Annotated in this window: 29 protein-coding genes; 7 read left to right on the top strand and 22 right to left on the bottom strand. The window is 65.3% G+C overall.

Annotated features, from left to right (window positions below; genetic code table 11):
- Nucleotides 1–15: 15 nt before the first annotated feature.
- Nucleotides 16–522, top strand: a complete 507-nt coding sequence (locus tag RFA01S_RS18160) for a MarR family winged helix-turn-helix transcriptional regulator (protein WP_052060595.1) — start codon at nt 16–18, stop codon at nt 520–522.
- On the opposite strand, the gene hisI is transcribed toward RFA01S_RS18160, so the two are convergent.
- The 12 genes from hisI to RFA01S_RS18100 form a co-directional block, all read right to left on the bottom strand.
- A complete protein-coding gene (gene hisI, locus RFA01S_RS18155; protein ID WP_027497285.1) occupies nt 513–866 on the bottom strand; it encodes a phosphoribosyl-AMP cyclohydrolase in 354 nt (117 codons plus the stop codon). The two genes, RFA01S_RS18160 and hisI, sit on opposite strands and share 10 nt — an antisense overlap.
- Before the next feature lie 14 nt (nt 867–880).
- Nucleotides 881–1654 (bottom strand): imidazole glycerol phosphate synthase subunit HisF, encoded by a 774-nt coding sequence (gene hisF / locus RFA01S_RS18150; protein WP_027497286.1) that lies wholly within the window; start codon nt 1652–1654, stop codon nt 881–883.
- Nucleotides 1651–2481: an inositol monophosphatase family protein gene (locus RFA01S_RS18145; protein ID WP_032406687.1), complete on the bottom strand. Its 831-nt coding sequence runs from the start codon at nt 2479–2481 to the stop codon at nt 1651–1653. Before RFA01S_RS18145 ends, hisF begins: the two co-directional genes overlap by 4 nt.
- Nucleotides 2482–2487: 6 nt before the next feature.
- On the bottom strand, nt 2488–3222 hold the full coding sequence (gene priA, locus RFA01S_RS18140; RefSeq protein WP_032370327.1) for a bifunctional 1-(5-phosphoribosyl)-5-((5-phosphoribosylamino)methylideneamino)imidazole-4-carboxamide isomerase/phosphoribosylanthranilate isomerase PriA: 735 nt from the start codon (nt 3220–3222) through the stop codon (nt 2488–2490).
- Between the two features lie 83 nt (nt 3223–3305).
- Complete coding sequence (locus RFA01S_RS18135) at nt 3306–3521, bottom strand: hypothetical protein (RefSeq protein WP_027497289.1); 216 nt, start codon at nt 3519–3521, stop codon at nt 3306–3308.
- A complete protein-coding gene (gene hisH / locus RFA01S_RS18130) occupies nt 3518–4147 on the bottom strand; it encodes an imidazole glycerol phosphate synthase subunit HisH (protein WP_032386916.1) in 630 nt (209 codons plus the stop codon). Before hisH ends, RFA01S_RS18135 begins: the two co-directional genes overlap by 4 nt.
- Nucleotides 4148–4156: 9 nt before the next feature.
- The gene (locus RFA01S_RS18125; protein WP_032386917.1) at nt 4157–5263 is read right to left on the bottom strand and encodes an MFS transporter; all 1107 of its coding nucleotides are present in this window, start codon (nt 5261–5263) and stop codon (nt 4157–4159) included.
- A 61-nt stretch (nt 5264–5324) separates the two neighbouring features.
- Nucleotides 5325–5948, bottom strand: coding sequence for an imidazoleglycerol-phosphate dehydratase HisB (gene hisB / locus RFA01S_RS18120; RefSeq protein ID WP_027497292.1), 624 nt, complete (start codon nt 5946–5948; stop codon nt 5325–5327).
- Nucleotides 5945–7075 carry a histidinol-phosphate transaminase gene (locus RFA01S_RS18115; RefSeq protein WP_032406688.1) on the bottom strand — a complete coding sequence of 377 codons (1131 nt, stop codon included), beginning with the start codon at nt 7073–7075 and terminating at the stop codon, nt 5945–5947. Before RFA01S_RS18115 ends, hisB begins: the two co-directional genes overlap by 4 nt.
- A complete protein-coding gene (gene hisD / locus RFA01S_RS18110; RefSeq protein ID WP_032374524.1) occupies nt 7072–8424 on the bottom strand; it encodes a histidinol dehydrogenase in 1353 nt (450 codons plus the stop codon). Before hisD ends, RFA01S_RS18115 begins: the two co-directional genes overlap by 4 nt.
- A gap of 89 nt (nt 8425–8513) precedes the next feature.
- Entirely contained in the window at nt 8514–9032 is a 519-nt protein-coding gene (locus tag RFA01S_RS18105; RefSeq protein ID WP_032406820.1) for a DinB family protein, read from the bottom strand.
- A gap of 49 nt (nt 9033–9081) precedes the next feature.
- Nucleotides 9082–9549 carry an SRPBCC family protein gene (locus RFA01S_RS18100; RefSeq protein ID WP_027497296.1) on the bottom strand — a complete coding sequence of 156 codons (468 nt, stop codon included), beginning with the start codon at nt 9547–9549 and terminating at the stop codon, nt 9082–9084.
- A gap of 83 nt (nt 9550–9632) precedes the next feature.
- Between RFA01S_RS18100 and rhtB the strand changes: the two genes are divergently transcribed.
- The 3 genes from rhtB to RFA01S_RS18090 are packed head-to-tail and all read left to right on the top strand — an operon-like array spanning nt 9633 to nt 10800.
- On the top strand, nt 9633–10259 hold the full coding sequence (gene rhtB / locus RFA01S_RS18095; protein WP_027497297.1) for a homoserine/homoserine lactone efflux protein: 627 nt from the start codon (nt 9633–9635) through the stop codon (nt 10257–10259).
- Nucleotides 10256–10420, top strand: coding sequence for a hypothetical protein (locus RFA01S_RS27855; protein ID WP_169879459.1), 165 nt, complete (start codon nt 10256–10258; stop codon nt 10418–10420). Before rhtB ends, RFA01S_RS27855 begins: the two co-directional genes overlap by 4 nt.
- Nucleotides 10417–10800: a YchJ family protein gene (locus RFA01S_RS18090; protein WP_032370323.1), complete on the top strand. Its 384-nt coding sequence runs from the start codon at nt 10417–10419 to the stop codon at nt 10798–10800. The genes RFA01S_RS27855 and RFA01S_RS18090 overlap by 4 nt, the downstream gene beginning before the upstream one ends.
- On the opposite strand, the gene RFA01S_RS18085 is transcribed toward RFA01S_RS18090, so the two are convergent.
- Nucleotides 10797–11213 carry a DUF5997 family protein gene (locus RFA01S_RS18085; RefSeq protein ID WP_081371363.1) on the bottom strand — a complete coding sequence of 139 codons (417 nt, stop codon included), beginning with the start codon at nt 11211–11213 and terminating at the stop codon, nt 10797–10799. The genes RFA01S_RS18090 and RFA01S_RS18085 overlap by 4 nt on opposite strands.
- 78 nt (nt 11214–11291) lie before the next feature.
- On the opposite strand from RFA01S_RS18085, the gene RFA01S_RS18080 reads away from it, so the two are divergent.
- Complete coding sequence (locus RFA01S_RS18080) at nt 11292–12275, top strand: LysR family transcriptional regulator (RefSeq protein WP_032370322.1); 984 nt, start codon at nt 11292–11294, stop codon at nt 12273–12275.
- Between the two features lie 23 nt (nt 12276–12298).
- On the opposite strand, the gene RFA01S_RS18075 is transcribed toward RFA01S_RS18080, so the two are convergent.
- Genes RFA01S_RS18075 through nadA form a run of 4 tightly spaced genes read right to left on the bottom strand, consistent with a single transcriptional unit; the run spans nt 12299 to nt 16207 of the window.
- A complete protein-coding gene (locus RFA01S_RS18075; RefSeq protein WP_032368080.1) occupies nt 12299–12673 on the bottom strand; it encodes an RNA-binding S4 domain-containing protein in 375 nt (124 codons plus the stop codon).
- 33 nt (nt 12674–12706) lie between these two features.
- Nucleotides 12707–13582, bottom strand: a complete 876-nt coding sequence (gene nadC, locus RFA01S_RS18070) for a carboxylating nicotinate-nucleotide diphosphorylase (protein ID WP_032406689.1) — start codon at nt 13580–13582, stop codon at nt 12707–12709.
- Nucleotide 13583: 1 nt separating this feature from the next.
- Nucleotides 13584–15152 carry an L-aspartate oxidase gene (locus tag RFA01S_RS18065; protein WP_032406690.1) on the bottom strand — a complete coding sequence of 523 codons (1569 nt, stop codon included), beginning with the start codon at nt 15150–15152 and terminating at the stop codon, nt 13584–13586.
- Complete coding sequence (gene nadA, locus RFA01S_RS18060; protein WP_048318691.1) at nt 15149–16207, bottom strand: quinolinate synthase NadA; 1059 nt, start codon at nt 16205–16207, stop codon at nt 15149–15151. Before nadA ends, RFA01S_RS18065 begins: the two co-directional genes overlap by 4 nt.
- A gap of 79 nt (nt 16208–16286) precedes the next feature.
- Between nadA and RFA01S_RS18055 the strand changes: the two genes are divergently transcribed.
- Nucleotides 16287–16985 carry an NUDIX hydrolase gene (locus RFA01S_RS18055; RefSeq protein WP_032406822.1) on the top strand — a complete coding sequence of 233 codons (699 nt, stop codon included), beginning with the start codon at nt 16287–16289 and terminating at the stop codon, nt 16983–16985.
- A gap of 13 nt (nt 16986–16998) precedes the next feature.
- On the opposite strand, the gene RFA01S_RS18050 is transcribed toward RFA01S_RS18055, so the two are convergent.
- Genes RFA01S_RS18050 through bioB form a run of 3 tightly spaced genes read right to left on the bottom strand, consistent with a single transcriptional unit; the run spans nt 16999 to nt 18841 of the window.
- A complete protein-coding gene (locus RFA01S_RS18050) occupies nt 16999–17601 on the bottom strand; it encodes a DUF2567 domain-containing protein (RefSeq protein ID WP_032406691.1) in 603 nt (200 codons plus the stop codon).
- A complete protein-coding gene (gene bsaP, locus RFA01S_RS18045) occupies nt 17602–17826 on the bottom strand; it encodes a biotin synthase auxiliary protein BsaP (protein WP_032382834.1) in 225 nt (74 codons plus the stop codon). It lies immediately after the preceding gene.
- Between the two features lie 22 nt (nt 17827–17848).
- Nucleotides 17849–18841, bottom strand: coding sequence for a biotin synthase BioB (gene bioB, locus RFA01S_RS18040; protein ID WP_032406692.1), 993 nt, complete (start codon nt 18839–18841; stop codon nt 17849–17851).
- 125 nt (nt 18842–18966) lie between these two features.
- Here bioB and RFA01S_RS18035 point away from each other — a divergent pair, with 125 nt between their 5' ends.
- Nucleotides 18967–19563 (top strand): TetR/AcrR family transcriptional regulator C-terminal domain-containing protein, encoded by a 597-nt coding sequence (locus tag RFA01S_RS18035; protein WP_027497309.1) that lies wholly within the window; start codon nt 18967–18969, stop codon nt 19561–19563.
- Here the strand turns inward: RFA01S_RS18035 and RFA01S_RS18030 are convergent.
- Complete coding sequence (locus RFA01S_RS18030) at nt 19550–19957, bottom strand: META domain-containing protein (RefSeq protein WP_052054876.1); 408 nt, start codon at nt 19955–19957, stop codon at nt 19550–19552. The genes RFA01S_RS18035 and RFA01S_RS18030 overlap by 14 nt on opposite strands.
- Nucleotides 19950–22253 (bottom strand): accessory Sec system translocase SecA2, encoded by a 2304-nt coding sequence (secA2, locus tag RFA01S_RS18025; RefSeq protein WP_032406693.1) that lies wholly within the window; start codon nt 22251–22253, stop codon nt 19950–19952. The genes RFA01S_RS18030 and secA2 overlap by 8 nt, the downstream gene beginning before the upstream one ends.
- Between the last annotated feature and the right edge of the window lie 158 nt (nt 22254–22411).

Below are 22411 nucleotides of genomic sequence, written 5' to 3'. Positions count from 1 at the left end.
CGAGAGGTACCCGCGATGGACACGTCGGCGACACCGAATGATGCGGTGGATCCCCGCTGGCTCACCGAGAGCCAGCAAGACGCGTGGCGCGCGCTCGTCGCCCTGGTCACCCGACTGCCCGCAGCATTGGACGCCCAGCTGCAACGCGATTCGCAGTTGACCCACTTCGATTACTTCGTCCTCGCGGTCGTCAGCGAGAATCCACAGCGACGAATTCAACTGCGCGATCTCGCGGAGTACGCCAACGCGTCACTGTCACGTCTGTCGCACGTGGTCACCAAGCTCGAGAAAGCGGGATGGGTTCGCCGCGAGAGTATTCCGGGGAGCCGCGGTTCCTATGCGGTGCTGACCGACGCCGGCATGGAAAAGGTCGTGGCATCGGCGCCAGGACACGTCGAGACAGTGCAGGCTCTGATATTCGACGGATTGTCCGACGCGGAGGTGGGTCGACTGTCGACTCTGAGCACGACGCTACTCACTCAGCTGGACAAGGGAATTGCCGCAGGAACCGGTCACGCCTGAGCCGCGGGCCCCAACAGCACGTCGGAGTCGAAGCAGGTGTGGGTGCCGGTGTGGCATGCCGCGCCGATCTGGTCGACGACCAACAGCACTGTGTCCCCGTCACAATCGAGCCGGACCTCGTGCACGTACTGCGTGTGCCCCGAGGTCTCGCCTTTGACCCAGTACTGCTGCCTGGACCTGGAGTAGTAGGTGCCCTTGCGCGTCGCGAGCGTGCGCGACAACGCTTCGTCGTCCATCCAGGCAACCATCAGTACCTGGCCGGTCGAGCGCTCCTGCACCACAGCACTGAACAGTCCGGCTTCGTTTCGCTTGAGCCGGGCGGACAGCGTCGGGTCGAGAGTCATCGAAAACCTCTTCGCTAGCGGACGACGATGCGCTCGGCGCGCATCGATTCTTTGACCTGGCCGATGGTGAGGTCCCCGAAGTGGAACACGCTTGCGGCGAGGACGGCATCGGCTCCGGCGTGGACGGCGGGCGCGAAATGTTCGACGCGCCCTGCTCCTCCGCTGGCGATGACGGGAACGTGCACGGCGGACCGGACCGCCGCGATCATCGGCAGGTCGAATCCGGCCTTCGTGCCGTCGGCATCCATCGAATTGAGAAGGATCTCACCGACTCCCAGTTCGGCACCGCGTACTGCCCATTCGACGGCGTCGATACCGGTTCCACGCTTGCCGCCGTGGGTGGTGACTTCCCAGCCCGACGGGGTGTCCTGCTGTCCCTGCGGGACGGTGCGTGCATCCACCGACAGGACGATGCACTGGGACCCGAATCGCTCACTGAGCTCGCGCAGCAACTCCGGCCGAGCGATGGCTGCGGTGTTGACGCTGACCTTGTCGGCACCGGCCCGCAGCAGTAGGTCGACGTCGGCGACAGTGCGTACTCCCCCACCGACGGTCAGGGGAATGAACACCTGCTCGGCGGTGCGGCTGACGACGTCGAGCATGGTTCCTCGATCGGATGTGGACGCCGTGACGTCGAGGAACGTCAGTTCGTCGGCTCCCTGTGCGTCGTACGCTGCCGCGAGCTCGACGGGATCACCTGCGTCGCGGAGGTTTTCGAAGTTGACGCCCTTGACGACACGTCCGGCATCGACGTCGAGGCACGGGATCACTCTGACCGCAACGCTCATCGCACCGGTCCTTCCAAATAGTCGCCGGGTGCACCGAGTTCGGTGATCACCTTCAGCAGTTCGCCGTGTACTCCGGGGCCGGCCGCGAGCACCGACTTCGAATCGATGGTCCACGGTCGGCCTGCGAGATCGGTGACGATTCCGCCCGCAGCACGAACCAGCAGGGCCCCGGCAGCGTTGTCCCAGGCGCGGTATCCGAAGACCACCGCGCCGCCCAGTACGCCGCTGGCGGTGTACGCCAGATCGACTCCGGTGGCACCGTGCATGCGCAGCCGCGAGGAGTGCATCGACAACTCTTCGAGAATGCGAAACCGGAAGCGGCCGGGGATGGATCCACGGCTGGCAACGTTGAACGCACCGAACCCGATCATCGACTCGCGCAACGACTTCGGTTGCAGTGCGGGTAGCGGGGCCCCGTTCAGAAGCAACGGGCCGTCCGCCACGGCAGAGAATCGCTGATTCACCAGTGGTAGCCACGTGAGCCCGAGGACCGGCACCCCGTCATCGAGCAACGCCAACAACGTTCCGGCAGAGGGCAATCCGGACGAGTAGTTGAATGTGCCGTCGATCGGGTCGAGTACCCATACGAGACCGGAGTTCAGATCGGGACCGCCGAACTCTTCACCGTGAACGGCGATTCCGGTGGCGTCGTACAGTTCCGCGCCCAGACGACGCTCGAGTTCGAGATCCACCGCGGTGGCGAAGTCGTCGGGGCCCTTCTGCACGGTACTCGGTGCGCCGACGCCCGCGAGGAACCGATCATGGATGCCGTCGAGCAACCCACCGGCGATCTCGAGCAGACGACTCGGTTCCTCGGGAAGGGTCATTCGTCGTTACCGAGACACTGCCGAGAGGGCATCGGGCAGTGTGAAACGCCCGGCGTACAAGGCTTTTCCGACGATGGATCCCTCCACGCCACGGTCGACCAGTCCGGCGATCGCTTCGAGGTCGGCGATCGTCGACACGCCGCCGGACGCGATGACCGGCTTGTCGGTCCTGTCGCACACGTCGGCGAGAAGTTCGAGGTTCGGGCCGGTCAGGGTGCCGTCCTTGGTGACGTCGGTGACGACGTACCGCGAGCAGCCGTCGCGTTCGAGCCGCTCGAGTACCTCCCACAGGCCACCGCCGTCGCTGACCCAACCGCGGCCACGCAGACGAGGCGCGCCGTCCACCATCAGCACGTCGAGGCCGACCGCGACACGATCGCCGAATTCGCCGATCGCGCGAGCGCACCACTCGGGGTCTTCCAGAGCCGCCGTACCCAGGTTGACGCGTGCGCATCCGGTTGCGAGGGCGGCGCGCAGGGAATCGTCGTCGCGAATTCCGCCCGAGAGCTCGACCTTCACATCGAGCTCACCGACCACCGAGGCCAACAGTTCACGGTTGGACCCGCGCCCGAACGCGGCATCGAGATCCACCAGATGGACCCACTCGGCGCCGTCGTTCTGCCACGCCAGGGCGGCATCACGGGGCGAACCGTACTTCGTTTCGCTACCGGCTTCCCCTTGAACGAGACGGACAGCTTCGCCGCCTGCGACATCGACAGCAGGCAATAAGACCAGGCTCACGTGCGGTTATGCTACGGGCCGACTCGCGTCGAATTCAAAACGGGTCAGCACTGCCCGGATCCGCAGGCCGCCGGGACGGACCGTCAGCTGTCGGGACCGAGTTCCTTGCGCGTCATGCGCGTGGACACGACCCCCATGGCCGTGATCGCCCCGACAACTCCGGCCAACGCGATGAGCAGAGCAACGCCGGCGGTGGGCTGCCACACAGCAATCGACACGGTCGCGAGGGCAAGTACCGCAACTGCCGCCCCGAGCGCTCGAAACGCCAACCGGCCGAGCGAGAACTCGCGTTCGCTCACACCGATCGAACCCAGTTCTCGAGCAACGCGGCACCGGCGTCGCCGGACTTCTCCGGGTGGAACTGTGTGGCCGAGAGCGCGCCGTTCTCCACGGCAGCGAGGAAGCGGCCACCGTGATCGGCCCACGTGAGCAACGGCGCGGCGATGGTCTCGCTCGGTTCGAGCTCCCACTGCTGCGCGGCGTAGGAATGGACGAAATAGAACCGTGTCTCGCGGTCGATGCCGTCGAACAACACGCTGTTCTCCGGAGCCTCGACGGTGTTCCAACCCATGTGCGGGAGCACGTCCGCCTGCAGGCGTTCGACAGTGCCCGGCCATTCGCCGCACCCGTCCGCCTCGACGCCGAACTCGACACCGCGATCGAAGAGGATCTGCATGCCGACGCAGATTCCCAGTACCGGGCGGCCACCCGCGAGACGACGCCCGATGATGCGCTCACCTCGAACGGCCGTCAGACCCTCCATACAGGCGGCAAATGCACCGACCCCGGGAACCACCAGCGCTTCTGCATTCAGGGCTTCGTCGAAGTCGGAGGTCACCGTCACGTCGGCACCGACGCGGGCCAACGCCCTTTTCGCCGAGTGCAGATTGCCCGAGCCGTAGTCGAGCAACACCACAGAAGTCATGGAACGAGTCTATCGGGGACGTGGACGCGCGATCAGTGCCACCGCCGCGACAACGGCAACGGTGGTTGCACCTGCAGTGAACCCGGCGGTGTAGCCCACACTCGTCGCGACCACACCGAGGGCGAGCGCCCCTGCGCCGGTACCGGCATCGAAGCTGATGTTCCACACCGCGCTGGCGCTGCTGTAGCGAGCGGGCCCCGCCGCATCGAAGGCCATCACCAGACTGTCGTTCTGGCATGCGCCGTAGCCGATTCCGAACAACACCGCGGCAACGAAGAACAGTGCGGCAGGCATGGCACCCGCGGCGGCAACGGCGAACAGGCCGACGCCCAGGGCCGCGGAGATGAGCGCAGGCACCACCGACCGGCCGATTCCGATGCGATCGGCAACCGAGCCGGCGGCATATCGACCGACCAACATCGCGGCACTGACCACGGCGAGGGCCACACCGATCATCGCGGCTCGCTCGGATTCGGCGATCGGCAGCAGACTGGTGATGCCGCCGTACGACGCCGACACCGACGCAACGACGAGGCACGGCACCAGGAATCGCCTGGCGTCGAGGCGGACCCGGTCGACCCGAGCCGGTTGCGGTGCAGGCCGGGTCGGCGGCAACAGAGCCACCCCGATCAAGCCCGCAGCGGGAACCAGAGCCCCCAGGACGAACACCGCCGTCGGACTGGCCGCGAAGATCACCAGGCCCAGCGGCAACGTCACCATCTGCGACAACGCGACCGCGATTCCCTGTGCTCCCGTCGCGCGGCCGAGCAAGTGGGTCGGTGCCAACTCGGCGACGATGGCGGCCCCGGCGACCGTCAACATTCCGAAACCCGTACCCCGTAGCGCCGACACGGCGAGTGCCGGTACGGCCTGCACCGACACGATGAACAGCAACGCGGGAACACCCAGAAGCAGGCAACCGGCCGCGAGCACGGGCCGATGGCCGACGCGAACCAGCATCGAGGGAACGAACAGTTGGGTGATGACCGTGGTGGCCATGAAGATCGCGGTGCTGGCTGCCGCCACCGCGTCGGACGAACCCGATTGCGACACCGCCAGCGGAACCACCGGGAGCAGCAGGCCCCAGCCGCCGAACGCGGCCGCACCCATGGCCATCGCGGCCGGGAGGCCACGAATCGAACTCAGACCACTCAACGCACGAGCACCGCTCGACCGATCACAGACTGCCCTTGGTGGAGAGAATTCCGGTGACCCGAGGGTCGTATTCGGTGGCCTGACGCAGCGCCCGAGCGACGGCCTTGAACTCCGCCTCGGTGATGTGGTGCTGGTCGCGGCCGTAGATGACGCGGACATGCAACGCGATCCGAGCGTTGGACGCCAAGGTCTCGAACACATGCTTGTTGATCACGGTGGAGTACGGAACACCCGGGTAGCCGCCGATCACCGAGTGCACCATGTAGTCCGGCTCGCCGGTGTGCACGCAGTAGGGACGGCCGGACACGTCGACCGCCGCATGCACGAGTGTCTCGTCCATCGGAATGAACGAGTCGCCGAAGCGGGTGATGCCGGACTTGTCGCCGAGGGCTTGTCCCAGCGCTTGCCCGAGCACGATCGCAGTGTCCTCGACCGTGTGATGCGCCTCGATCTCGATGTCGCCCTTGGCCCGCACGGTGAGATCGAAGCGGGCATGGGTGCCGAGGGCAGTGAGCATGTGGTCGTAGAACGGCACGCCGGTGGAGATGTCGACGATGCCGGTGCCGTCGAGGTTCAGCTCGACGGAGATGTCGGATTCCTTGGTAGTGCGCTCGATCTTGGCGATGCGGGGAGCGGGTGTGGTCACTGCAGTGCCTCTGCTCTTTCGGTCGATGCGAGTTCCGAGCTGACGGTAAGGAATCGGTCGTTCTCGTGAGCGAGTCCGATGGTGACACGCAGATACCCGGGAATTCCGACGTCCCGGATGAGCACGCCGTCGTCGAGATATCGCTGCCACGTCCGGGCGGCATCGGCGAATCGGCCGAAGAGCAGGAAGTTGGCGTCGGACGGGATCACGTCGTATCCCTGGTCGGCGAGTGTTTCGGCAACACGATCGCGTTCGGCCGACAGTTCGGCCACGCTCGCGAGGGTGTCGTCGGCATGCCGCAACGCGGCCCGAGCGGAGGCTTGTGTGACCACCGAGAGGTGATAGGGCAAGCGCACCAACAGCATTGCGTCGATCACGGCCGGGGCCGCAACGAGGTATCCCAGCCGTCCGCCGGCGAACGCGAACGCCTTGCTCATGGTCCGACTGACGACGATCTTGCTGGGGTAGCTCTCGATCAATCCGATTGCGCTTGCCGCCGAGGAGAATTCGGCGTACGCCTCGTCGACCACGACGATTCCCGGTGCGGCGTCGAGGATTCGACGTAGATCTGCCTCGTCGATACTGTGCCCGGTCGGATTGTTGGGGCTGGTCACGAACACGACGTCCGGCTTACGCTCCTCGATCGCCTGCACGGCGTAGTCGACGTCGAGAGAGAAATCCGCCCGACGCTGCGCCGGAATCCACTCGGTCTGAGTCCCCGACGAAATGATCGGGTGCATCGAGTACGACGGCACGAAACCCAGCGCGGTACGGTCCGGCCCACCGAAGGCCTGGAGGAGTTGCTGCAGAATCTCGTTGGAGCCGTTGGCCGCCCACACGTTGGCAGTGTCGACCGCAAAGCCGGTCTGCCCGGTGAGATAACGCGCCAGGTCGGCTCGCAAGTCGTCTGCGTCGCGATCCGGATACCGGTGTAGCTGCGCCGCGGCGATGCGCACCGATTCGGCAACGTCGTCGATCAGTGCCTGCGTCGGCGGGTGTGGATTCTCGTTGGTGTTCAACTGAACCGGCACGGTGAGCTGCGGCGCGCCGTACGGCGACTTGCCGATCAGCACCTCGCGCAACGGCAGATCGTCGAGCGAAATTGATTGCCCCAGAGCATCACTCATGATGTACCACCGGTACGCAACCCCTCGAAACGCAGCCGAACGGCCTCACCGTGAGCCGGGAGATCTTCGGCGTTGGCCAGCGCAATGACGTGCGCAGCAACATCTTTCAGTGCGGCCTCGCTGTAGTCCACCACGTGGATCCCCCGCAGGAACGTCTGCACACTCAGGCCGGACGAATGCCGAGCGCACCCGGCCGTCGGCAGTACGTGATTCGACCCGGCGCAGTAATCACCCAAGCTGACCGGTGACCACGCCCCCACGAATACAGCGCCGGCGCTGCGCACGCGAGCGGCGACGTCGGACGCGTCCTTCGTCTGAATCTCCAGGTGTTCGGCCGCGTAGGCGTTGACCACGGCCAGGCCCTGTGTGACGTCGTCGACCAGAACGATTCCGGACTGGCTGCCGCTCAGCGCCGTGGTGACGCGTTCCGCGTGCCGGGTGGACGCCATCTGCGCATTGACAGCTTCGTCGACGGCATCGGCGAGCTCGAGGCTGTCGGTCACCAGCACACTCGCGGCCATCACGTCGTGCTCGGCTTGACTGATCAGGTCTGCTGCGACGTGCAGCGGATCCGCGGTGCCGTCGGCGAGAATCGCGATCTCGGTAGGGCCTGCCTCGGAGTCGATTCCGATGAGCGAACGACACAGTCGCTTGGCCGCCGTGACGTAGATGTTGCCCGGGCCGGTGATCAGATCGACCGGTGCCAGTTCTTCGCCGTCGGTGTCGACACCGCCGTACGTCAGCAGGGCGATGCCCTGACCGCCGCCGACGGCCCAGACCTCGTCGACTCCGAGGAGCTGCGCGGCCGCCAGGATCGTCGGGTGGGGTAATCCACCGAAGTTCTTCTGCGGCGGCGACGCCACCACCAGCGAACCGACGCCAGCGATCTGCGCAGGCACCACGTTCATCACGACCGACGACGGGTACACAGCGTTGCCACCGGGCACGTAGAGACCCACGCGATCGACCGGAATCCAGCGCTCGGTCACCGTGCCGCCGGGCACCACCTGGGTGGTGTGGTCGGTGCGACGTTGATCCGAGTGCACCAGTCGGGTTCGCTCGATCGCGACCTCGAGGGCGGCCCGGACGGCCGGGTCCAGCTCGTCGAGAGCTCGAACCAATTCCTGCTGCGGAACCCGAACGCGGTCCGGTCGGACTCCGTCGAACTTCTCGCTGAACTCGAGGGCCGCGTCGGCCCCACGGTCCTTGACTGCGTCGACGACGGGACGAACCTGATGCAGCACCGAATCGACATCCACTCCGCCTCGGGGAAGAGCGCCGCGTAGTTCGGCAGTGGATGGAGTTCGTCCGCGTAGATCGACGCGGGCGAGCTCGATGCGGGCAGGCATAGTGGGCCCCTTCGTGGAGTCGGTTCGGTGCCGGGGTTCGGTCGAATCAGTGTTGTCCGAACCACCAGGATAGTTCCACCGAATTCGGCTCAGCCCCGCACGTCCCACAGATGGTGGATGGGATCGTGAATGTAGTAGGCCGCCAGAGTTTCGACGGTGAAGTGGGAACCGTCGCTGCGTCGCCCTCTGCGATCACGGTCTTCCGGCGGCACAGCCGAGAAGGCGTCGGCCAATGCATGTGCCGCTTCCCCGAGTTCCGACGCCACCGTCGCCGGATTCTGTGCGTTGTAGTTCTCGGCCACGGCCGTGGCGTCCTGGTCCCAGTTGTCGAACTCGGGGTCGTCCTCGGTCAGCAGCAGCGCCAACCGAGTGCGGAATATGCGGTGTGCATCCCGAACATGTGCGCTGTATTCGAGCGCCGACCATGTCGAATCGTCGGGACGCACTGCCGCGTCCTCGCGACGGAGCACTGCGATCCACCGATCCACGTCAGCGCGGATCAACGCGGGTACGGCGTCGTATTCGACGGAGCTCGAGTCGAACCCGCAGTCGGGGCAGGCACTGTCGAGGACCCACGTCCAGTTCTTGGTATCGGGTTCGATCGGCATGCGGGTCACTGTAGAGCAGGGCCCGTACCGCCACGGGCTGTCCGAGAGGTCAGGCGTAACGAGCAGCCAGATTGTGCAGTGTGCTCGTGATGCCCTGCGCATTCTTCTGCGGCATCTTGAACAACTCGAGCATTTTCGGAACCTTGGCGGTGCCGTAGACGAAGCTCTCGGTGACAGTGGTCAGGCCCGGCTGCTTCTCCTCGAATTCCCAGCGCCAGCTGTGGCCCATCGGGTGCTGCCACTCGATGATCTTGTGTCGATCCGCATCCACGAATTCGGTCACGGTGCTGGTGATCTTGTACGGCACGCCGTACTGCTTCATGCCGACGGAGAATTTCGCGCCGCTGCTCAGCCTCTCGGGTCCACGGACGGTGTCCTTGACTGTGCCGGATCCGTCCAGCTCGCCGTGCCGGGTGGGATCGGCCACGATGTCGAACAGTTCGGCTGCCGGTGCCCGAACCTCGGTCTGTCTCGTGACCTGCTGGGGACCGCTGTCGATGGTTCTGATGTCTGCCATCTGCAGCGTCTACCCCGCAATGACCGTATCGACACCCGGCCACCGCGCAGAATGCGAATTGACGGGCGTAGTTCAATGAACACATGTCCTGGTCAGTGTGGCTCGCCTTCCTCGGCGCGAGCATCGTCATCAGTCTGTCTCCCGGAGCCGGAGCCATCGCGTCGATGTCCACAGGTCTGCGCTACGGCCTGCGCCGCGGCTACTGGAACATCTTCGGGCTGCAGATCGGCCTGCTGGTCCAGATCGGCATCGTCGCAGTCGGACTCGGTGCTGTCCTGGCCAATTCGGCCCTGGCCTTCACCGCGATCAAGTGGTTCGGTGTCGCCTATCTGGTCTACCTCGGCATTCGCCAGTGGCGGTCGGCTCCGTCCGAAGTAGCGGACGCCCCCGCGGTGGCGGATCGAGGCACGACGATGCTCGCGCGAGGATTTCTCGTCAACGCGAGCAACCCGAAAGCCGTCGTGTTCATGGTCGCTGTGCTGCCCCAGTTTCTCGACCCAGCGCGGCCGCTGATCACCCAGTATCTCGCCATCGCGGCGACCATGGTCGTCGTCGACATGCTGGTGATGACCGGTTACACCTCTCTGGCATCGCGAGTCCTCCGCATGATGCGGTCCCACCGTCAGCAGAAGACCATGAACCGCACGTTCGCCGGCCTGTTCTTTGCCGCCGCAACATTTCTGGCCACGGTACGAAGGGTGACCCCATGAGGAAATACCGCGTGATCATGAAGAATGCGCTCGGCGGAGATCCGATTCCGTTGGGGCTGTTCGACACTCTGCTCGAAGCCAACACCTGGATTCAGGACGTGGGTAAGCGGGACGAGCACGAACTCGGCACGTACACAGTCGAAGTGGAGGTCGACGAGTGAGTACACGGTGTCCGTGTTCGAGCGGCGACACGTTCGATGCGTGTTGCGAGCCGTACCTGACGGGCCCCGTCGATGCACCGACGGCGGAGAAGCTGATGCGCTCGCGCTTCACCGCGTTTGCCGTCGGCGACGTCGCCTACCTGCGGACGTCCTGGCATCCCGACACCGCTCCGGCTGAGCTGGAGTTGGACCCCGACCAACGGTGGTATCGGCTCGACGTCCTCGCTGCCGACGCAGGCGGACTTTTCGACGAGACCGGCACCGTGCAGTTCGAGGCACGGTACAAGCATCCCGACGGTGCCGGCACGATGTCGGAGATCAGCCGTTTCGTCCGGGTCGACGGCCGGTGGCGCTACCTCGACGGAGTCGTCGCTCCCTAGAGGTTGCGTAGTTTCGTGGGCCGATTGCCCGCGGTGCGACGCGCTTCCTGCTTCTCCTTGATGCGCTCGGCATTCTTGCGAACCTGGATCTGAGTCCGACGCTCGCGTACCAGCCACTGCGGTGGGCTGGCGATCAGTTCCTCGATCTCCACACTGGTCAACGCTTCGGTGACTCCGCCGCGTGCCAATCCGGCGATGGACACGTCGAGCTTCTTCGCGATCACGTCGCGGGGGAAGGGTCCGTCGGTCTGCAAGTCGGTCAGCCACTGCGGCGGATCGCTGCGCAGGGCGTCCAGGTCGGATCTGCTGATCATCGAGTTCTGGAACTCTTCCGGCGCTGCGGGTAGATAGATGCCGAGCTTGTTCGCCGCGGTCAATGGCTTCATGGTCTGCTGTTTGTTCTCCGGGCTCACCGGACCAGCTTATCCGGCAATCGGCGGTCCCGACGCCACCGTCCCGCGCTTCGTGCACCGTCCCATAGGCTCGACTCCGTGAACATCGATGTGCAGACACTGCGCTGGTATGCGGCAGTGGCGCAACAACTGCATTTCGCCCGCGCTGCTCAGTCGCTCGGAATCTCCCGAATCCGCCTCAGCAAGACCGTGGTGGAACTCGAAGAGTTGCTCGGCGTCGACCTGTTCGTGCCGGGTGCCTCCCCCACCGAACTCACCGCCGACGGACGCGATCTGCTCGAACGCGCGTTGGTCGAGATCGCCGAGGACGATCGGCGTTCGGAGGTTGCACAGGTTGCTGCCGGCGAGCCGCGCAGTTTCACCATCGGATACGCCGAGGGCGTAACACTGACCAAGTGGACGCGAATCTGGGCCGATCGGTTTCCCGATGTCGCCTTGTCCGTCGTGGCCACGACTCCGGACACGCAGGTGTCTCATCTGCGTGATGGAACGGTCGACGTCGGCTTCGTCAGGCCGCCGATCGATCGTGAAGGTCTGAACGCCATCGGGCTGTACCAGGAAGTCCAGGTCGTGGTGGTGCCCAAAGACCATGCGGTCGCAGCATTCGACTCGGTCACAGCTCTCGACCTCGCCGACGAACACTTGCTCGCCGATCCGACCACGGTGCCCGAATGGGCCGCTGTTGCAACAGAACTGAGCACCGGCGATCGTCCCGCACTGCCACCGATGACCAGCACAGCGGAGACTTTCGAGTACGTGGCCGCTGGGCTGGGCGTGGCGATCGTCCCGCACTCGGTTGCGCGATTCAACGCTCGCAAAGATCTCGTGTACCGCCCGGTCACCGACGTCGAGCAGACACAGATCGCACTGGCCTGGGTGGCGGAGCGGGAAGACGACCGCATCGAAGAATTCATCGGCATCGTGCGGGGCCGGTCCACGCGAAGTTCACGCGGATCGTCCGACGACGCGCCCGTCAAGAAGAAGAAGGCGCAGCCCTCCAAACCGGCTCGACCGGTCGTCAAGACCAAAACGAACGCACGCCGCAGCGGGAAGAGACGCTAGCCGGGCATCGCCCTCGCTCACGACTACGAGGGGCGCAGCCGTAGCCGATCGATGTCCCGTCGATCCCGCTTGGTCGGACGGCCCGTTCCGCGGTCGCGTCGGGGAACCGACGCCAGAACCTCTTTCGGTGGCGGCGGCGGACTGCGATCGATCATGCACTCGGCTACCACCGACGCGCCGACGCGTTTGGTGATGGCCCGAACGACGACGACGATCTTCTCCACACCCTCCACGCGCAGCCGGATCTCGTCGTCCGGCCCGACGCGTTGGCCGGGCTTTGCGGGGGTGCCGTTGACGCGGACATGCCCACCGCGACAGGCTGCGGCCGCGGCAGACCGCGTCTTGAACAGTCGCACCGCCCAGATCCAGCTGTCCAGACGGGCACTCTGCAATTCCATCTTCGAACGTCTTCCTCGAATCGTGAGGCTCGGCTACATGTCCAGGCCGAGGTCGAGCACTGTCACCGAGTGTGTCAGACCGCCCACCGCCAGGAAGTCGACCCCCGTACGCGCGTAATCCCGAGCCACGTCGACGGTCAGTCCACCCGAGGATTCCAACTTGGTGTCCGGCGCGAACTTGTCGCGGCGCTGCACTGCCATCTGCGTCTGCCACAGCGCGAAGTTGTCCAGCAGAACGAGTTCGACGTTCTCGGCGAGCACCTCGTCCAGTTGTTCGAGACTGTCGACCTCTACCTCGCAGGCGATGTTCGGCGCAGCGGCACGCACGGCTCGCAGGGCAGCGACGACGGAGCCGGCCGCCGCGACGTGGTTGTCCTTGATCAGCGCGGCGTCACCGAGACCCATACGATGGTTGACCCCGCCGCCCGCCCGTACCGCGTACTTCTGCAGCGATCGCAGTCCGGGCAACGTCTTTCGACTGTCTCGAATGCGACACTCGGTCTCTGCGACCTCGGCGACCCAGCCGGCCGTGGCGGTTGCGATACCCGACAGGTGACAGACGATATTGAGCATGGTGCGCTCGGCGGTGAGCAAGCCACGGGTGGGAGCATCGACCGTCAGAACAGCCTGTCCGGGTTCGACATTCGATCCGTCGGCAGTCCTGTGGCGGATCGAGTACGCGCCCGAACCGATCACCTCGTCGAGAACCAGCAGTCCGACATCGAGGCCCGCGAGGGTGCCGAACTGTCGAGACACCACCGACGCCGTGGCCACGGCGCCCTCGGGAACCGTTGCCATGGTGGTGATATCCGGCCCGTACCGGAGATCCTCGTCGAGCGCGGTGCGGATGAGTGCGAGAACCTCGTCGCGGTCGACTCCCGGGTTCACTTCGTCGGCAGTACCGGTCATGTCAGCTTGCTCCCGTCATCACGTCATCGTTCACGATCGTCAGTCGTCCCTCGTCGTCGCGTTCGACATACAGGCTCCGTCGGTACTCGGGCATGCTGTCCGGGAAATCCCGTCGGGTGTGACACCCTCGGCTCTCTCGGCGGTGCGCCGCAGCCAGCACGATCACGTCTGCCGCTGCCGTCAGGGCGGCATCCTCGACCGCTACGCCGTCGACCGGCGGTTCCGACACCACGCCGTGTGCCAGCACGTTCTGTGCCGCCGCAAGACCGGACGCATCGCGGACGACACCGACGTGCGTGGTCATGGTTCGCTGCAGTACCGCGCGATCGATCCGCCGGTAGACAGGCAGTGCGGTATCGGACACGGCGACGGTGGTTCCGACCCGCTCCGCGGCGACGAGCGCAGCGCGTTCGCCGACCACCAGACCCTCGAGCAGACTGTTCGACGCCAACCGGTTGGCACCGTGCAGCCCGGTGCGCGCCACCTCGCCCGCGGCAAGCAATCCCGAGACGGACGTCCGTCCGAACGTGTCGGTCACGATCCCTCCGCACGAGTAGTGCGCGGCGGGTGCCACGGGGATGAGATCCGTTGCGGGATCGATGCCGGCGTCCAGGCACGATGCCGTCACGGTCGGGAAACGCTCACGCACGTGCTCCACGCGACGGGCGTCCAGCAACACGTGGTCGTCGCCGCTGCGGTACAGCAACTCGGCGATGGCACGCGAGACCACGTCGCGTGGAGCGAGGTCGCCCATGGGATGAACACCGTCCATGAATGCGCGGCCGGTGGCATCGACCAAGCGTGCACCCTCTCCGCGCACCGCTTCGCTGATCAACGGGCGACGGCCCGTCGACCCTGCGGCGAACAGCACGGTCGGGTGGAACTGAACGAACTCCAGATCCGCGATCCGTGCGCCCGCATCGAGGGCCAGTGCAATGCCGTCGGCCGTGGCACCGGCCGGGTTGGTACTGCACGAGAACAGTTGTCCCAGGCCGCCTGTCGCGAGCAACACCGTCGGAGTGCGAACGACGCCGACACCGCGAGGCCCGCGCACGAGGAGTCCGGCCACCGCGCCGTCGGTGGTCAGTACACGCAGCGCCGTGGTGTCGAATTCCACCGAAGGCACTGCGGAGTCCAGTGCGCGTTGTACCTCCGCTCCGGTGGCATCGCCGCCGGAATGGATGATTCGGCGCACACTGTGGCCACCCTCTCGGGTGCGGGAAACCGAACCGTCGGGCGCACGATCGAAATGTGCGCCGGCGACTTCGAGCGACGCGATCGCCGCACGGCCGCCGGACACGATGGAACGCACCGCATCCTCGTCGCACAGGCCCGCGCCTGCTGCGCAGGTATCCGACACGTGCGCATCGATCGAGTCGCCGAGATCGGTGCCGACGACTGCGATTCCGCCCTGCGCATACTTGGTCGCGGTGTCGACCGAACTGCCCTTGCTGACCGTCAGCACGCGCAGACCGCGAGCGGCGGCCGTGCGAGCCGCGGTCAGTCCGGCGATTCCGCCGCCGACGACGACGAGGTCGGCCGCGGTTTCCCAGGCGACCGACGGGTTCACTCGCCGCCGCCGGGTGTGCCGATCTCGATCATGCGTTGCACCGACTTGCTGGCGATGTTCGCCGTTTCGAGGTCGACGTGGACCTCGTCGCGCCCTTCGACGAGGCAGCGCAACAGCGCGGCGGGCGTGATCATCTTCATGTATCCGCACGACGCGCGGTCGTTGACGGCCAAGAAGTCGACATCGGGTGCAGCCCTGCGGAGTTGATGCAGCATCCCGATCTCGGTGGCGACCAGAACCTGCTTGGATTCGGTGGCGCGGGCCGCGTCGAGCATGCCGCCGGTGGAAAGGATCTTGACCTTGTCGGCGGGCACGAATCCTTCGCCGGCGAGGTAGAGAGCCGAGGTGGCGCAACCGCATTCGGGATGCACGTACAGCTCCGCATCGGGGTGGGTCCGAGACTTCTCGGCGAGCTCGTCGCCGTTGATGCCTGCGTGGACGTGGCATTCACCGGCCCAGATGTGCAGATTCTCGCGCCCGGTCACGCGCTTGACATGAGCCCCGAGGAACTGGTCGGGCAGGAAGAGGATGTCGCGACTCGGATCGATCGATTGCACGACCTCGACCGCGTTGGACGAGGTGCAGCAGATATCGGTGAGCGCCTTGATCTCAGCGGTCGTGTTGACGTAGGAGACGACGACGGCATCCGGGAAGTCTGCTTTCCACTCGCGCAACTGCTCGGCAGTGATCGAGTCGGCGAGCGAGCAACCCGCACGCTGGTCCGGGATCAGGATCGTCTTCTGCGGGCTCAGGATCTTGGCAGTCTCGGCCATGAAGTGCACGCCGCAGAACACGATGGTGTCCTCGGATACCTCGGCGGCCATACGCGAGAGCGCGAGCGAATCACCCACGTGATCGGCAACGTCCTGAATCGCAGGCAGCTGGTAGTTGTGCGCCAGCAGGGTCGCGCCTCGCAGATCGGCGAGCCGTCGCACTTCCGCGGCCCATTCAGCCGACGCGTCGACTCCCCCGTAACCACCGGCTCCATCGACGATGTCGCGGACTCCGGCGAAAGCCGAGTCCAGGAAGTTCACCTGGGTAGCGCTGCTGGTCATGACGGTTCTCCTTCACCGATCATCCGGTCGTCGGTGACCGAATTTCCTCCGAGGGAGTTTTCGACTTATGATCGAAAACATGATTCATCGTAGCACCGTCCACGAAGTACTCATTGCGGTGTTCCAAGTTCGGGTCTTTTCCGACCCCGACACCCCTGAACTGGCGGTCCTGTTGTGGCAGCGTGCACTCGACCCCGAGGCGGGCACCTGGTCACTCCCCGGGGGCACCCTGCGCGACGACGAGAACCTGGCCACGTCCGCGCGGAGACAGCTCGCCGAGAAGGTCGACGTACGCAAGGTGGCACACCTCGAGCAGCTGTCCATCTTCAGCGAGCCCGACAGAGTGCCGGGAGATCGCCGAATCGCGTCGACGTTCCTGGGCCTCGTACCGATCGCGGCCGAGCCGACCCTGCCCGCGGATACGACCTGGTACCCGGTGTCGGAGCTGCCCGCCATGTCGTTCGATCACGGAACGGTCGTCGAGCACGCACGGCATCGACTGGTCGCCAAACTGTCGTACACCAACATCGGATTCGCCCTCGCTCCTGCAGAATTCGCGATTTCGACGCTTCGCGAAATCTACGGCGCAGCCCTCGGCTATCAGGTCGACGCCACCAATCTGCAACGGGTACTGAGCCGCCGCGGCGTCATCGAACCCACCGGACGGCGTGCACCGTCGGGTCGAGCGGGTGGACGGCCTCCAGCATTGTTCCGGTTCGCCGACAACAGCATTCGCGTCACCGACGAGTTCGCGGCATTGCGGCCACCACAGGCATGAACGAGATCCGCCGTCAGTCGGGTACCCGCGAGTCGAACGACGGCGGCGGCGGAGCGACGTCGAATTCGATCTCGTCGAGCTCGGGATCGGAATCGGGGTGCTGCAGATCGTCGTCGGGATTCATCGCCGCGAGCAGCAGTATCACCAACGACGCCGTCAGCGCCTGCACGATCAGTGCCGTTGGCGTGTCGATACTCGGTGCAACCCGGACGATCGATCCGACGGCCGGCTCGTCCGCCCTCGGGAATCGCAGCGCCGCAACGCCGTTGCCCACCAGCACTGCTGCGATCGAGCCGACGAACGACCCGACGAACACGGCCACGAACAGCCGTGGACCCCGCTGGGAAATCCACAGCCACCACCCGATCGGCACGAGAATGCCGAGAGCGAACGAGACGAGGACGAACAGGGCGAGAGCGTCGAATCGATGCAGACTCTCCCCGGTCAGTGTTGCTCCTCTGTCCTGCGCGACGACGAGCAACTGCTGGCTCGGTGCCAGGAATCCCCACAGCAGACCGCCGACGGCGGACAGCGCGATCGTCACACCGCCGACCAGAGCCACAAAGCGAAGCGTTCGACGCCGCTCCGGAGTCTCGACGGCAGACGAGGTCGTCACCTAACGTCTACCCGTCGCGGCGGAATCGATCAGGCCGTGCCGCGAGCACACCGACGTCCATCCGTCGGGCACGATCTGCACCACCATCCTGCGACCGCACCGGTCGCAGTACCTCGGCGGCTCCAGCCCGAGACCGACGGCAACCGAGAACGACGGTGCCCCCGCATCCGTACCGACCTCGACAGGCCGACCGGTGTGCGGGTCGTACCGGCTCTCGCTCGTCATTCGACCCACCTTAATACGCGCATCAGATCGTCGAGTTCAACGCTTTGATCGGCATCTGCAGTTCCCCGAGAAGATCGAGATCCTCCTCGGCGGGACGACCGAGCGTCGTCAAGTAGTTTCCGACGATGATCGCGTTGATGCCGCCCAGAATTCCCTGCTGAGCTCCGAGATCACCGAGAGTGATCTCGCGGCCGCCCGCGAATCGAAGAATCGTCCGCGGCAGGGCCAGCCGGAAGGCGGCAACGGCTCGCAACGCATCCGATGCAGGCAGCACGTCCAGATCTCCGAACGGCGTTCCGGGACGTGGGTTCAAGAAATTCAGGGGAACCTCGTCGGGTTCGAGAGCGCCGAGATCGGCTGCGAACTCGGCTCGCTGCTCCAGCGTCTCGCCCATACCGAGGATGCCTCCGCAACAGACCTCCATGCCGGCCTCGCGGACCATCCGCAGTGTGTTCCAGCGTTCCTCCCAGGTATGGGTGGTGACCACGTTCGGAAAGTAGGACCGCGAGGTCTCGAGGTTGTGGTTGTAGCGGTGCACACCCATTGCGGCGAGTTGGTCGACCTGATCCTGGTCGAGCATGCCCAGCGAACAAGCGATGTCGATGTCGACCTCGCCGCGAATGGCCTCGATTCCTGCGGCGACCTGCGCGAGCAGTCGAGCGTCCGGACCCCGCACTGCGGCCACGATGCAGAACTCCGTGGCTCCGGTCTTTGCGGTCTGTTTCGCCGCCTCGACCAACGCCGGAATATCGAGCCAGGCCGCCCGCACCGGAGAGGCGAACAGGCCCGACTGCGAGCAGAAGTGGCAGTCCTCGGGGCAGCCTCCGGTCTTGAGGCTGACGATCCCCTCGACCTCCACTTCCGGTCCGCACCATCGCATCCGAACCTCGTGCGCCAGTTGCATCGTCTCTTCGAGACGGTCCTCTCCGAGCTCGAGTACCTCGAGCACCTGGGATCGATCGAGCGCGATGCCGTTGTCGAGCACCTGCAGGCGCGCCGTACGCAATATGTCCATACCGGTCCCCTCGTCGTCGAACGGTCTCGGAATTGAACACCGTTCAAGTTGAACGGCGTTCACGTTAGGCACCGCACTCGGCTACTGTCAAAGCGAAACACCGCGTCGAACGGCAGGGGTAGGAAGTGCAGCTACGCAGGCAGGACGTCCTGGACGGTGCAATAGCCATTCTCGACGAGTACGGCCTCGCGGATCTGACCATGCGCCGCCTGGCGACCTCACTGCACGTCCAACCCGGAGCGCTGTACTGGCACTTCCCCAACAAGCAGACGCTGCTGGGAGCGATCGCAGATCACATACTGTCCGGTGCCGACGCACCGTCGACGGAAGAACTGTGGGACGCGCAGATCTCGCAGATCGCACATCGACTTCGCGACGCGCTGCTCTCCCGGCGCGACGGAGCCGAACTGGTCGCCTCCACCTACGCCTCGCGGCTCACCACCAACCGCATCCGTGAACGCATCGCCGCGGTCTGCATTCGTGCCGGGTTGCCCAGAGTCGACGCCGAACTGACCGCCGATACGCTGCTGTACTACGTGCTCGGCCATACCGTGGACGAACAGGCTCGGCTCCAGATGGACTCGGCCGGGGCGCTGACCGCCGACGCGTCCCCGATGTTCGAGCGCCCCGATCCCACCAGCAAATTCGACTTCGGTCTCCGGCTCTTTCTGGACGGCGTGCGCCACGCCGCGTCCGAACCACGCTCCGTCAGGATTCGGTGAACACGATTCGGTCGCGTCCGTTGTCCAGAGTCATCGTGTCGTCTTCTCTGGACCATTTCGGCTTCGAGGACAGAAACTCCGACAGCCACCGATCCTGCTCCATGAGCTCGGCCGGGCACCCCATCCGCGTGGCACCCAGGGAATCGACGGTGAGCGTCCCCAGCGAAGTGTCGACGGTGCCGAACAACCTGTTGCATCCGGCTTCGGCCGAGATGCGGTCGTCGGCGAACTCGAGCCGGATCGTTGTACCCGAGACCGGGGTGTAGGAACCGTCGGCATCGACGGAGGTGTAATTCTTGTCTGCCGGGAATTCCCCGTACGAATCGGTGCAGCCCGAGGCCAACACGCTCACGCCACAGGCGAGAGCGAGCAGTGCCCGGCGCGCGTCAGCCACCGAAGATCGGCCCCAGACCGGCCGCACCGGCATTTCCGCGGGAGGCAAACGGGTTGTCGTGCACCATGTACGTCCACGTCGACGTCGGTCGGCGCATACCGGCATTGTCGAGATCGATTCCGTCGGAGGTGATCTCGGCCGACTCGAATGTCGCGTGGGACAGATCCATGGCCTTGGCGGAGACAGTCTTGAAGGCCTCGACCGCAATTCGGTGGTACTCGTCGAGTGGATTCTCGCGACCCAGCGCACGGAGGTGGATGCTCTCGCGCACGTCGGCCAGGTGCGCTAGGTAGTCCGACCACGCGCGGTCGAGGTGGTGAAGAACGATTCGGCGGGCGACCACCACGAGGGTCTCCTCCGACACGTTCTCGCGAAGTTCCTTCGATCGCGTCGGCGACTGCTCCTCGAGCAGAGCCAACGCCTCTCCGGTGTCCAGCAACGCTGCCCTACGACGGTCCAGAATCTCCCGATGCTGCGCCGTCAGTTGGTTGTAGCGCCAGGTACGCGAGTGTATTTCGAGCATCTGTCCTTCGGCGATGCGCTGGGCATGATCGACTCGATCGGCTGCGGCGGCAGAGGTGAACAGGCCGCTGTCGTCGACGCCTTTCGGCGCGTCCTTGTCACCGATGTTGTTCTTGACGACGTCGTCCTCCCAACTGCCGAAGAACACCGAACGGCCCGGGTCGCCCTGCCTGCCCGCACGTCCTCGCAATTGATTGTCGAGCCGCTCGGTGGTGTGGCGGCCGGTACCGACGACGAACAGCCCACCCAACTCGGCGATGCGGTCGCGGTCGGTCCCCTCCGGTCCCCCGAGCTTGATGTCGGTTCCGCGCCCGGCGATCTGCGTCGAGACGGTGACCGCGCCGTGCACTCCGGCGGCAGCGATGACCGCGGCCTCCTCGGCGTCGTTCTTGGCGTTGAGTACGACGGCGTCCACACCGGATTCCGCGAGGATCGTCGCCAGCGTCTCCGACTCCGCAACATCGTGGGTTCCGACGAGTATCGGTTGCCCGGTCTCGTGAATTTCCTTGACCTGCTGCGCAATTGCGGCATTCTTGTGCTCGACCGTGTCGTACACCCGGTCGACCTCGTCGACGCGCACCGTCGGCACGTTCGGCTCGATGACCGAGACGCCGAGCCCGTAGAACGTACGCAGCTGCTCCCCCGCCGCCATTGCCGTGCCGGTCATTCCACATACGGTGGCATACCGGTTGATCAGCGCCTGCACCGTGATCGTGTCGAGAATTTCACCGGTCTCGGTGGGCTCGAGCCCCTCCTTGATCTCCACGGCCGCCTGTAACCCGTCCGGCCAACGCTGCAGGTCAGCCACTCGGCCACGGGAAGCGTTGATCAGCTGAACACGTCCGTCACGCACGATGTAGTCGACATCGCGTTGCACCAGCACTTGAGCGTGCAGCGCTACATTGACCGCAACGAGAGTCGATCCGACGTGCTGTTCGGAGTAGAGATCGATTCCGCCGAGTTCCTTCTCGAGCCGAAGCGCACCCTCGTCCGTGAGGAACACATTGCGTCCTTCGGCATCGGTGTCGAAGTCGATCCCCTTGTCCAACAGGCGGACTGCGTCCATCACCGTCGAGGTCGACACGTCACCCGATACCGAGCCGGCCAACACCAACGGCACCAACGCTTCGTCGACCAACACCGAGTCGGCCTCGTCGATCAGTGCGACATCCGGGACGGGCGACACCAGATCGGCACGATCGTCGACCAAATGGTCACGGAGAACATCGAATCCGACCTCATTGACCGACGCGTAGGTGATATCGCACGCGTAGGAATCACGACGTTCCTGCGCGGAGGACGACTCGGCGATGGAACCGACGGTGATACCCAGAGCCTCGAACAGCGGAGCCATCCACCGCGCATCACGTTGTGCGAGAAAGTCGTTGACCGAGATGACGTGAACCCTGCGACCGGACAGAACGTATCCCACCGCAGCCACGGCCCCGGACAACGTTTTTCCTTCGCCGGTCGCCATTTCCACCACGTCACCGGCGAGAAGTCGCTCGGCTCCCAGAAGTTGTACGTCGAACGGTCGCATGCCGAGCGTGCGGTCGCTCGCCTCACGCGTCAACGCCAGGCACCGCGGAACGTCGAGTTTCGATGCGCTCGGGGCCCGCAACGCAGCGGCCTCGGTGACCAATTCGGCGTCCGACAAGCCCGAAGCCCAGCTCGCATGGTCTCCGGCCTGCTCGACGCGCCGACGCGACGCGCTCTGCGCCTTCTGCGCAGAGCGGCCGAGTACACGCCAGAATCGGTCGGAGCCCACAGCCATCTGTCATCCCTACTCGAGAAAGTACGTGATCTTCTTTCCCACAGTACCGAGTGCCGATTGCCCACTACCCCGCGTCGAGCGGCGTTGTCACTGCGATGTCGAGCGGCACAGCCACTGCGATTCTGCGCGAGCGGTAGTAGGACTGGCCCCGGGCGAAG

Source organism: Rhodococcoides fascians NBRC 12155 = LMG 3623 (assembly GCF_001894785.1).
GTDB classification, from domain to species: Bacteria; Actinomycetota; Actinomycetes; order Mycobacteriales; family Mycobacteriaceae; genus Rhodococcoides; species Rhodococcoides fascians.
Note: the sequence above shows the minus strand (reverse complement) of the source record. Positions and strands in the feature narration are given on the sequence as shown.

Bases quoted from the DNA above. Each gene is read 5' to 3' on its own strand.
- RFA01S_RS18160 (WP_052060595.1), top strand. From the start codon at position 16: ATGGACACGTCGGCGACACCGAATGATGCGGTGGATCCCCGCTGGCTC.
- hisI (WP_027497285.1), bottom strand. From the start codon at position 866: ATGACTCTCGACCCGACGCTGTCCGCCCGGCTCAAGCGAAACGAAGCC.
- hisF (WP_027497286.1), bottom strand. From the start codon at position 1,654: ATGAGCGTTGCGGTCAGAGTGATCCCGTGCCTCGACGTCGATGCCGGA.
- RFA01S_RS18145 (WP_032406687.1), bottom strand. From the start codon at position 2,481: ATGACCCTTCCCGAGGAACCGAGTCGTCTGCTCGAGATCGCCGGTGGG.
- hisH (WP_032386916.1), bottom strand. From the start codon at position 4,147: ATGACTTCTGTGGTGTTGCTCGACTACGGCTCGGGCAATCTGCACTCG.
- RFA01S_RS18125 (WP_032386917.1), bottom strand. From the start codon at position 5,263: ATGGCCATGGGTGCGGCCGCGTTCGGCGGCTGGGGCCTGCTGCTCCCG.
- RFA01S_RS18115 (WP_032406688.1), bottom strand. From the start codon at position 7,075: ATGAGTGATGCTCTGGGGCAATCAATTTCGCTCGACGATCTGCCGTTG.
- hisD (WP_032374524.1), bottom strand. From the start codon at position 8,424: ATGCCTGCCCGCATCGAGCTCGCCCGCGTCGATCTACGCGGACGAACT.
- RFA01S_RS18105 (WP_032406820.1), bottom strand. From the start codon at position 9,032: ATGCCGATCGAACCCGATACCAAGAACTGGACGTGGGTCCTCGACAGT.
- RFA01S_RS18100 (WP_027497296.1), bottom strand. From the start codon at position 9,549: ATGGCAGACATCAGAACCATCGACAGCGGTCCCCAGCAGGTCACGAGA.
- rhtB (WP_027497297.1), top strand. From the start codon at position 9,633: ATGTCCTGGTCAGTGTGGCTCGCCTTCCTCGGCGCGAGCATCGTCATC.
- RFA01S_RS27855 (WP_169879459.1), top strand. From the start codon at position 10,256: ATGAGGAAATACCGCGTGATCATGAAGAATGCGCTCGGCGGAGATCCG.
- RFA01S_RS18075 (WP_032368080.1), bottom strand. From the start codon at position 12,673: ATGGAATTGCAGAGTGCCCGTCTGGACAGCTGGATCTGGGCGGTGCGA.
- nadC (WP_032406689.1), bottom strand. From the start codon at position 13,582: ATGACCGGTACTGCCGACGAAGTGAACCCGGGAGTCGACCGCGACGAG.
- nadA (WP_048318691.1), bottom strand. From the start codon at position 16,207: ATGACCAGCAGCGCTACCCAGGTGAACTTCCTGGACTCGGCTTTCGCC.
- RFA01S_RS18055 (WP_032406822.1), top strand. From the start codon at position 16,287: ATGATTCATCGTAGCACCGTCCACGAAGTACTCATTGCGGTGTTCCAA.
- bsaP (WP_032382834.1), bottom strand. From the start codon at position 17,826: ATGACGAGCGAGAGCCGGTACGACCCGCACACCGGTCGGCCTGTCGAG.
- bioB (WP_032406692.1), bottom strand. From the start codon at position 18,841: ATGGACATATTGCGTACGGCGCGCCTGCAGGTGCTCGACAACGGCATC.
- secA2 (WP_032406693.1), bottom strand. From the start codon at position 22,253: ATGGCTGTGGGCTCCGACCGATTCTGGCGTGTACTCGGCCGCTCTGCG.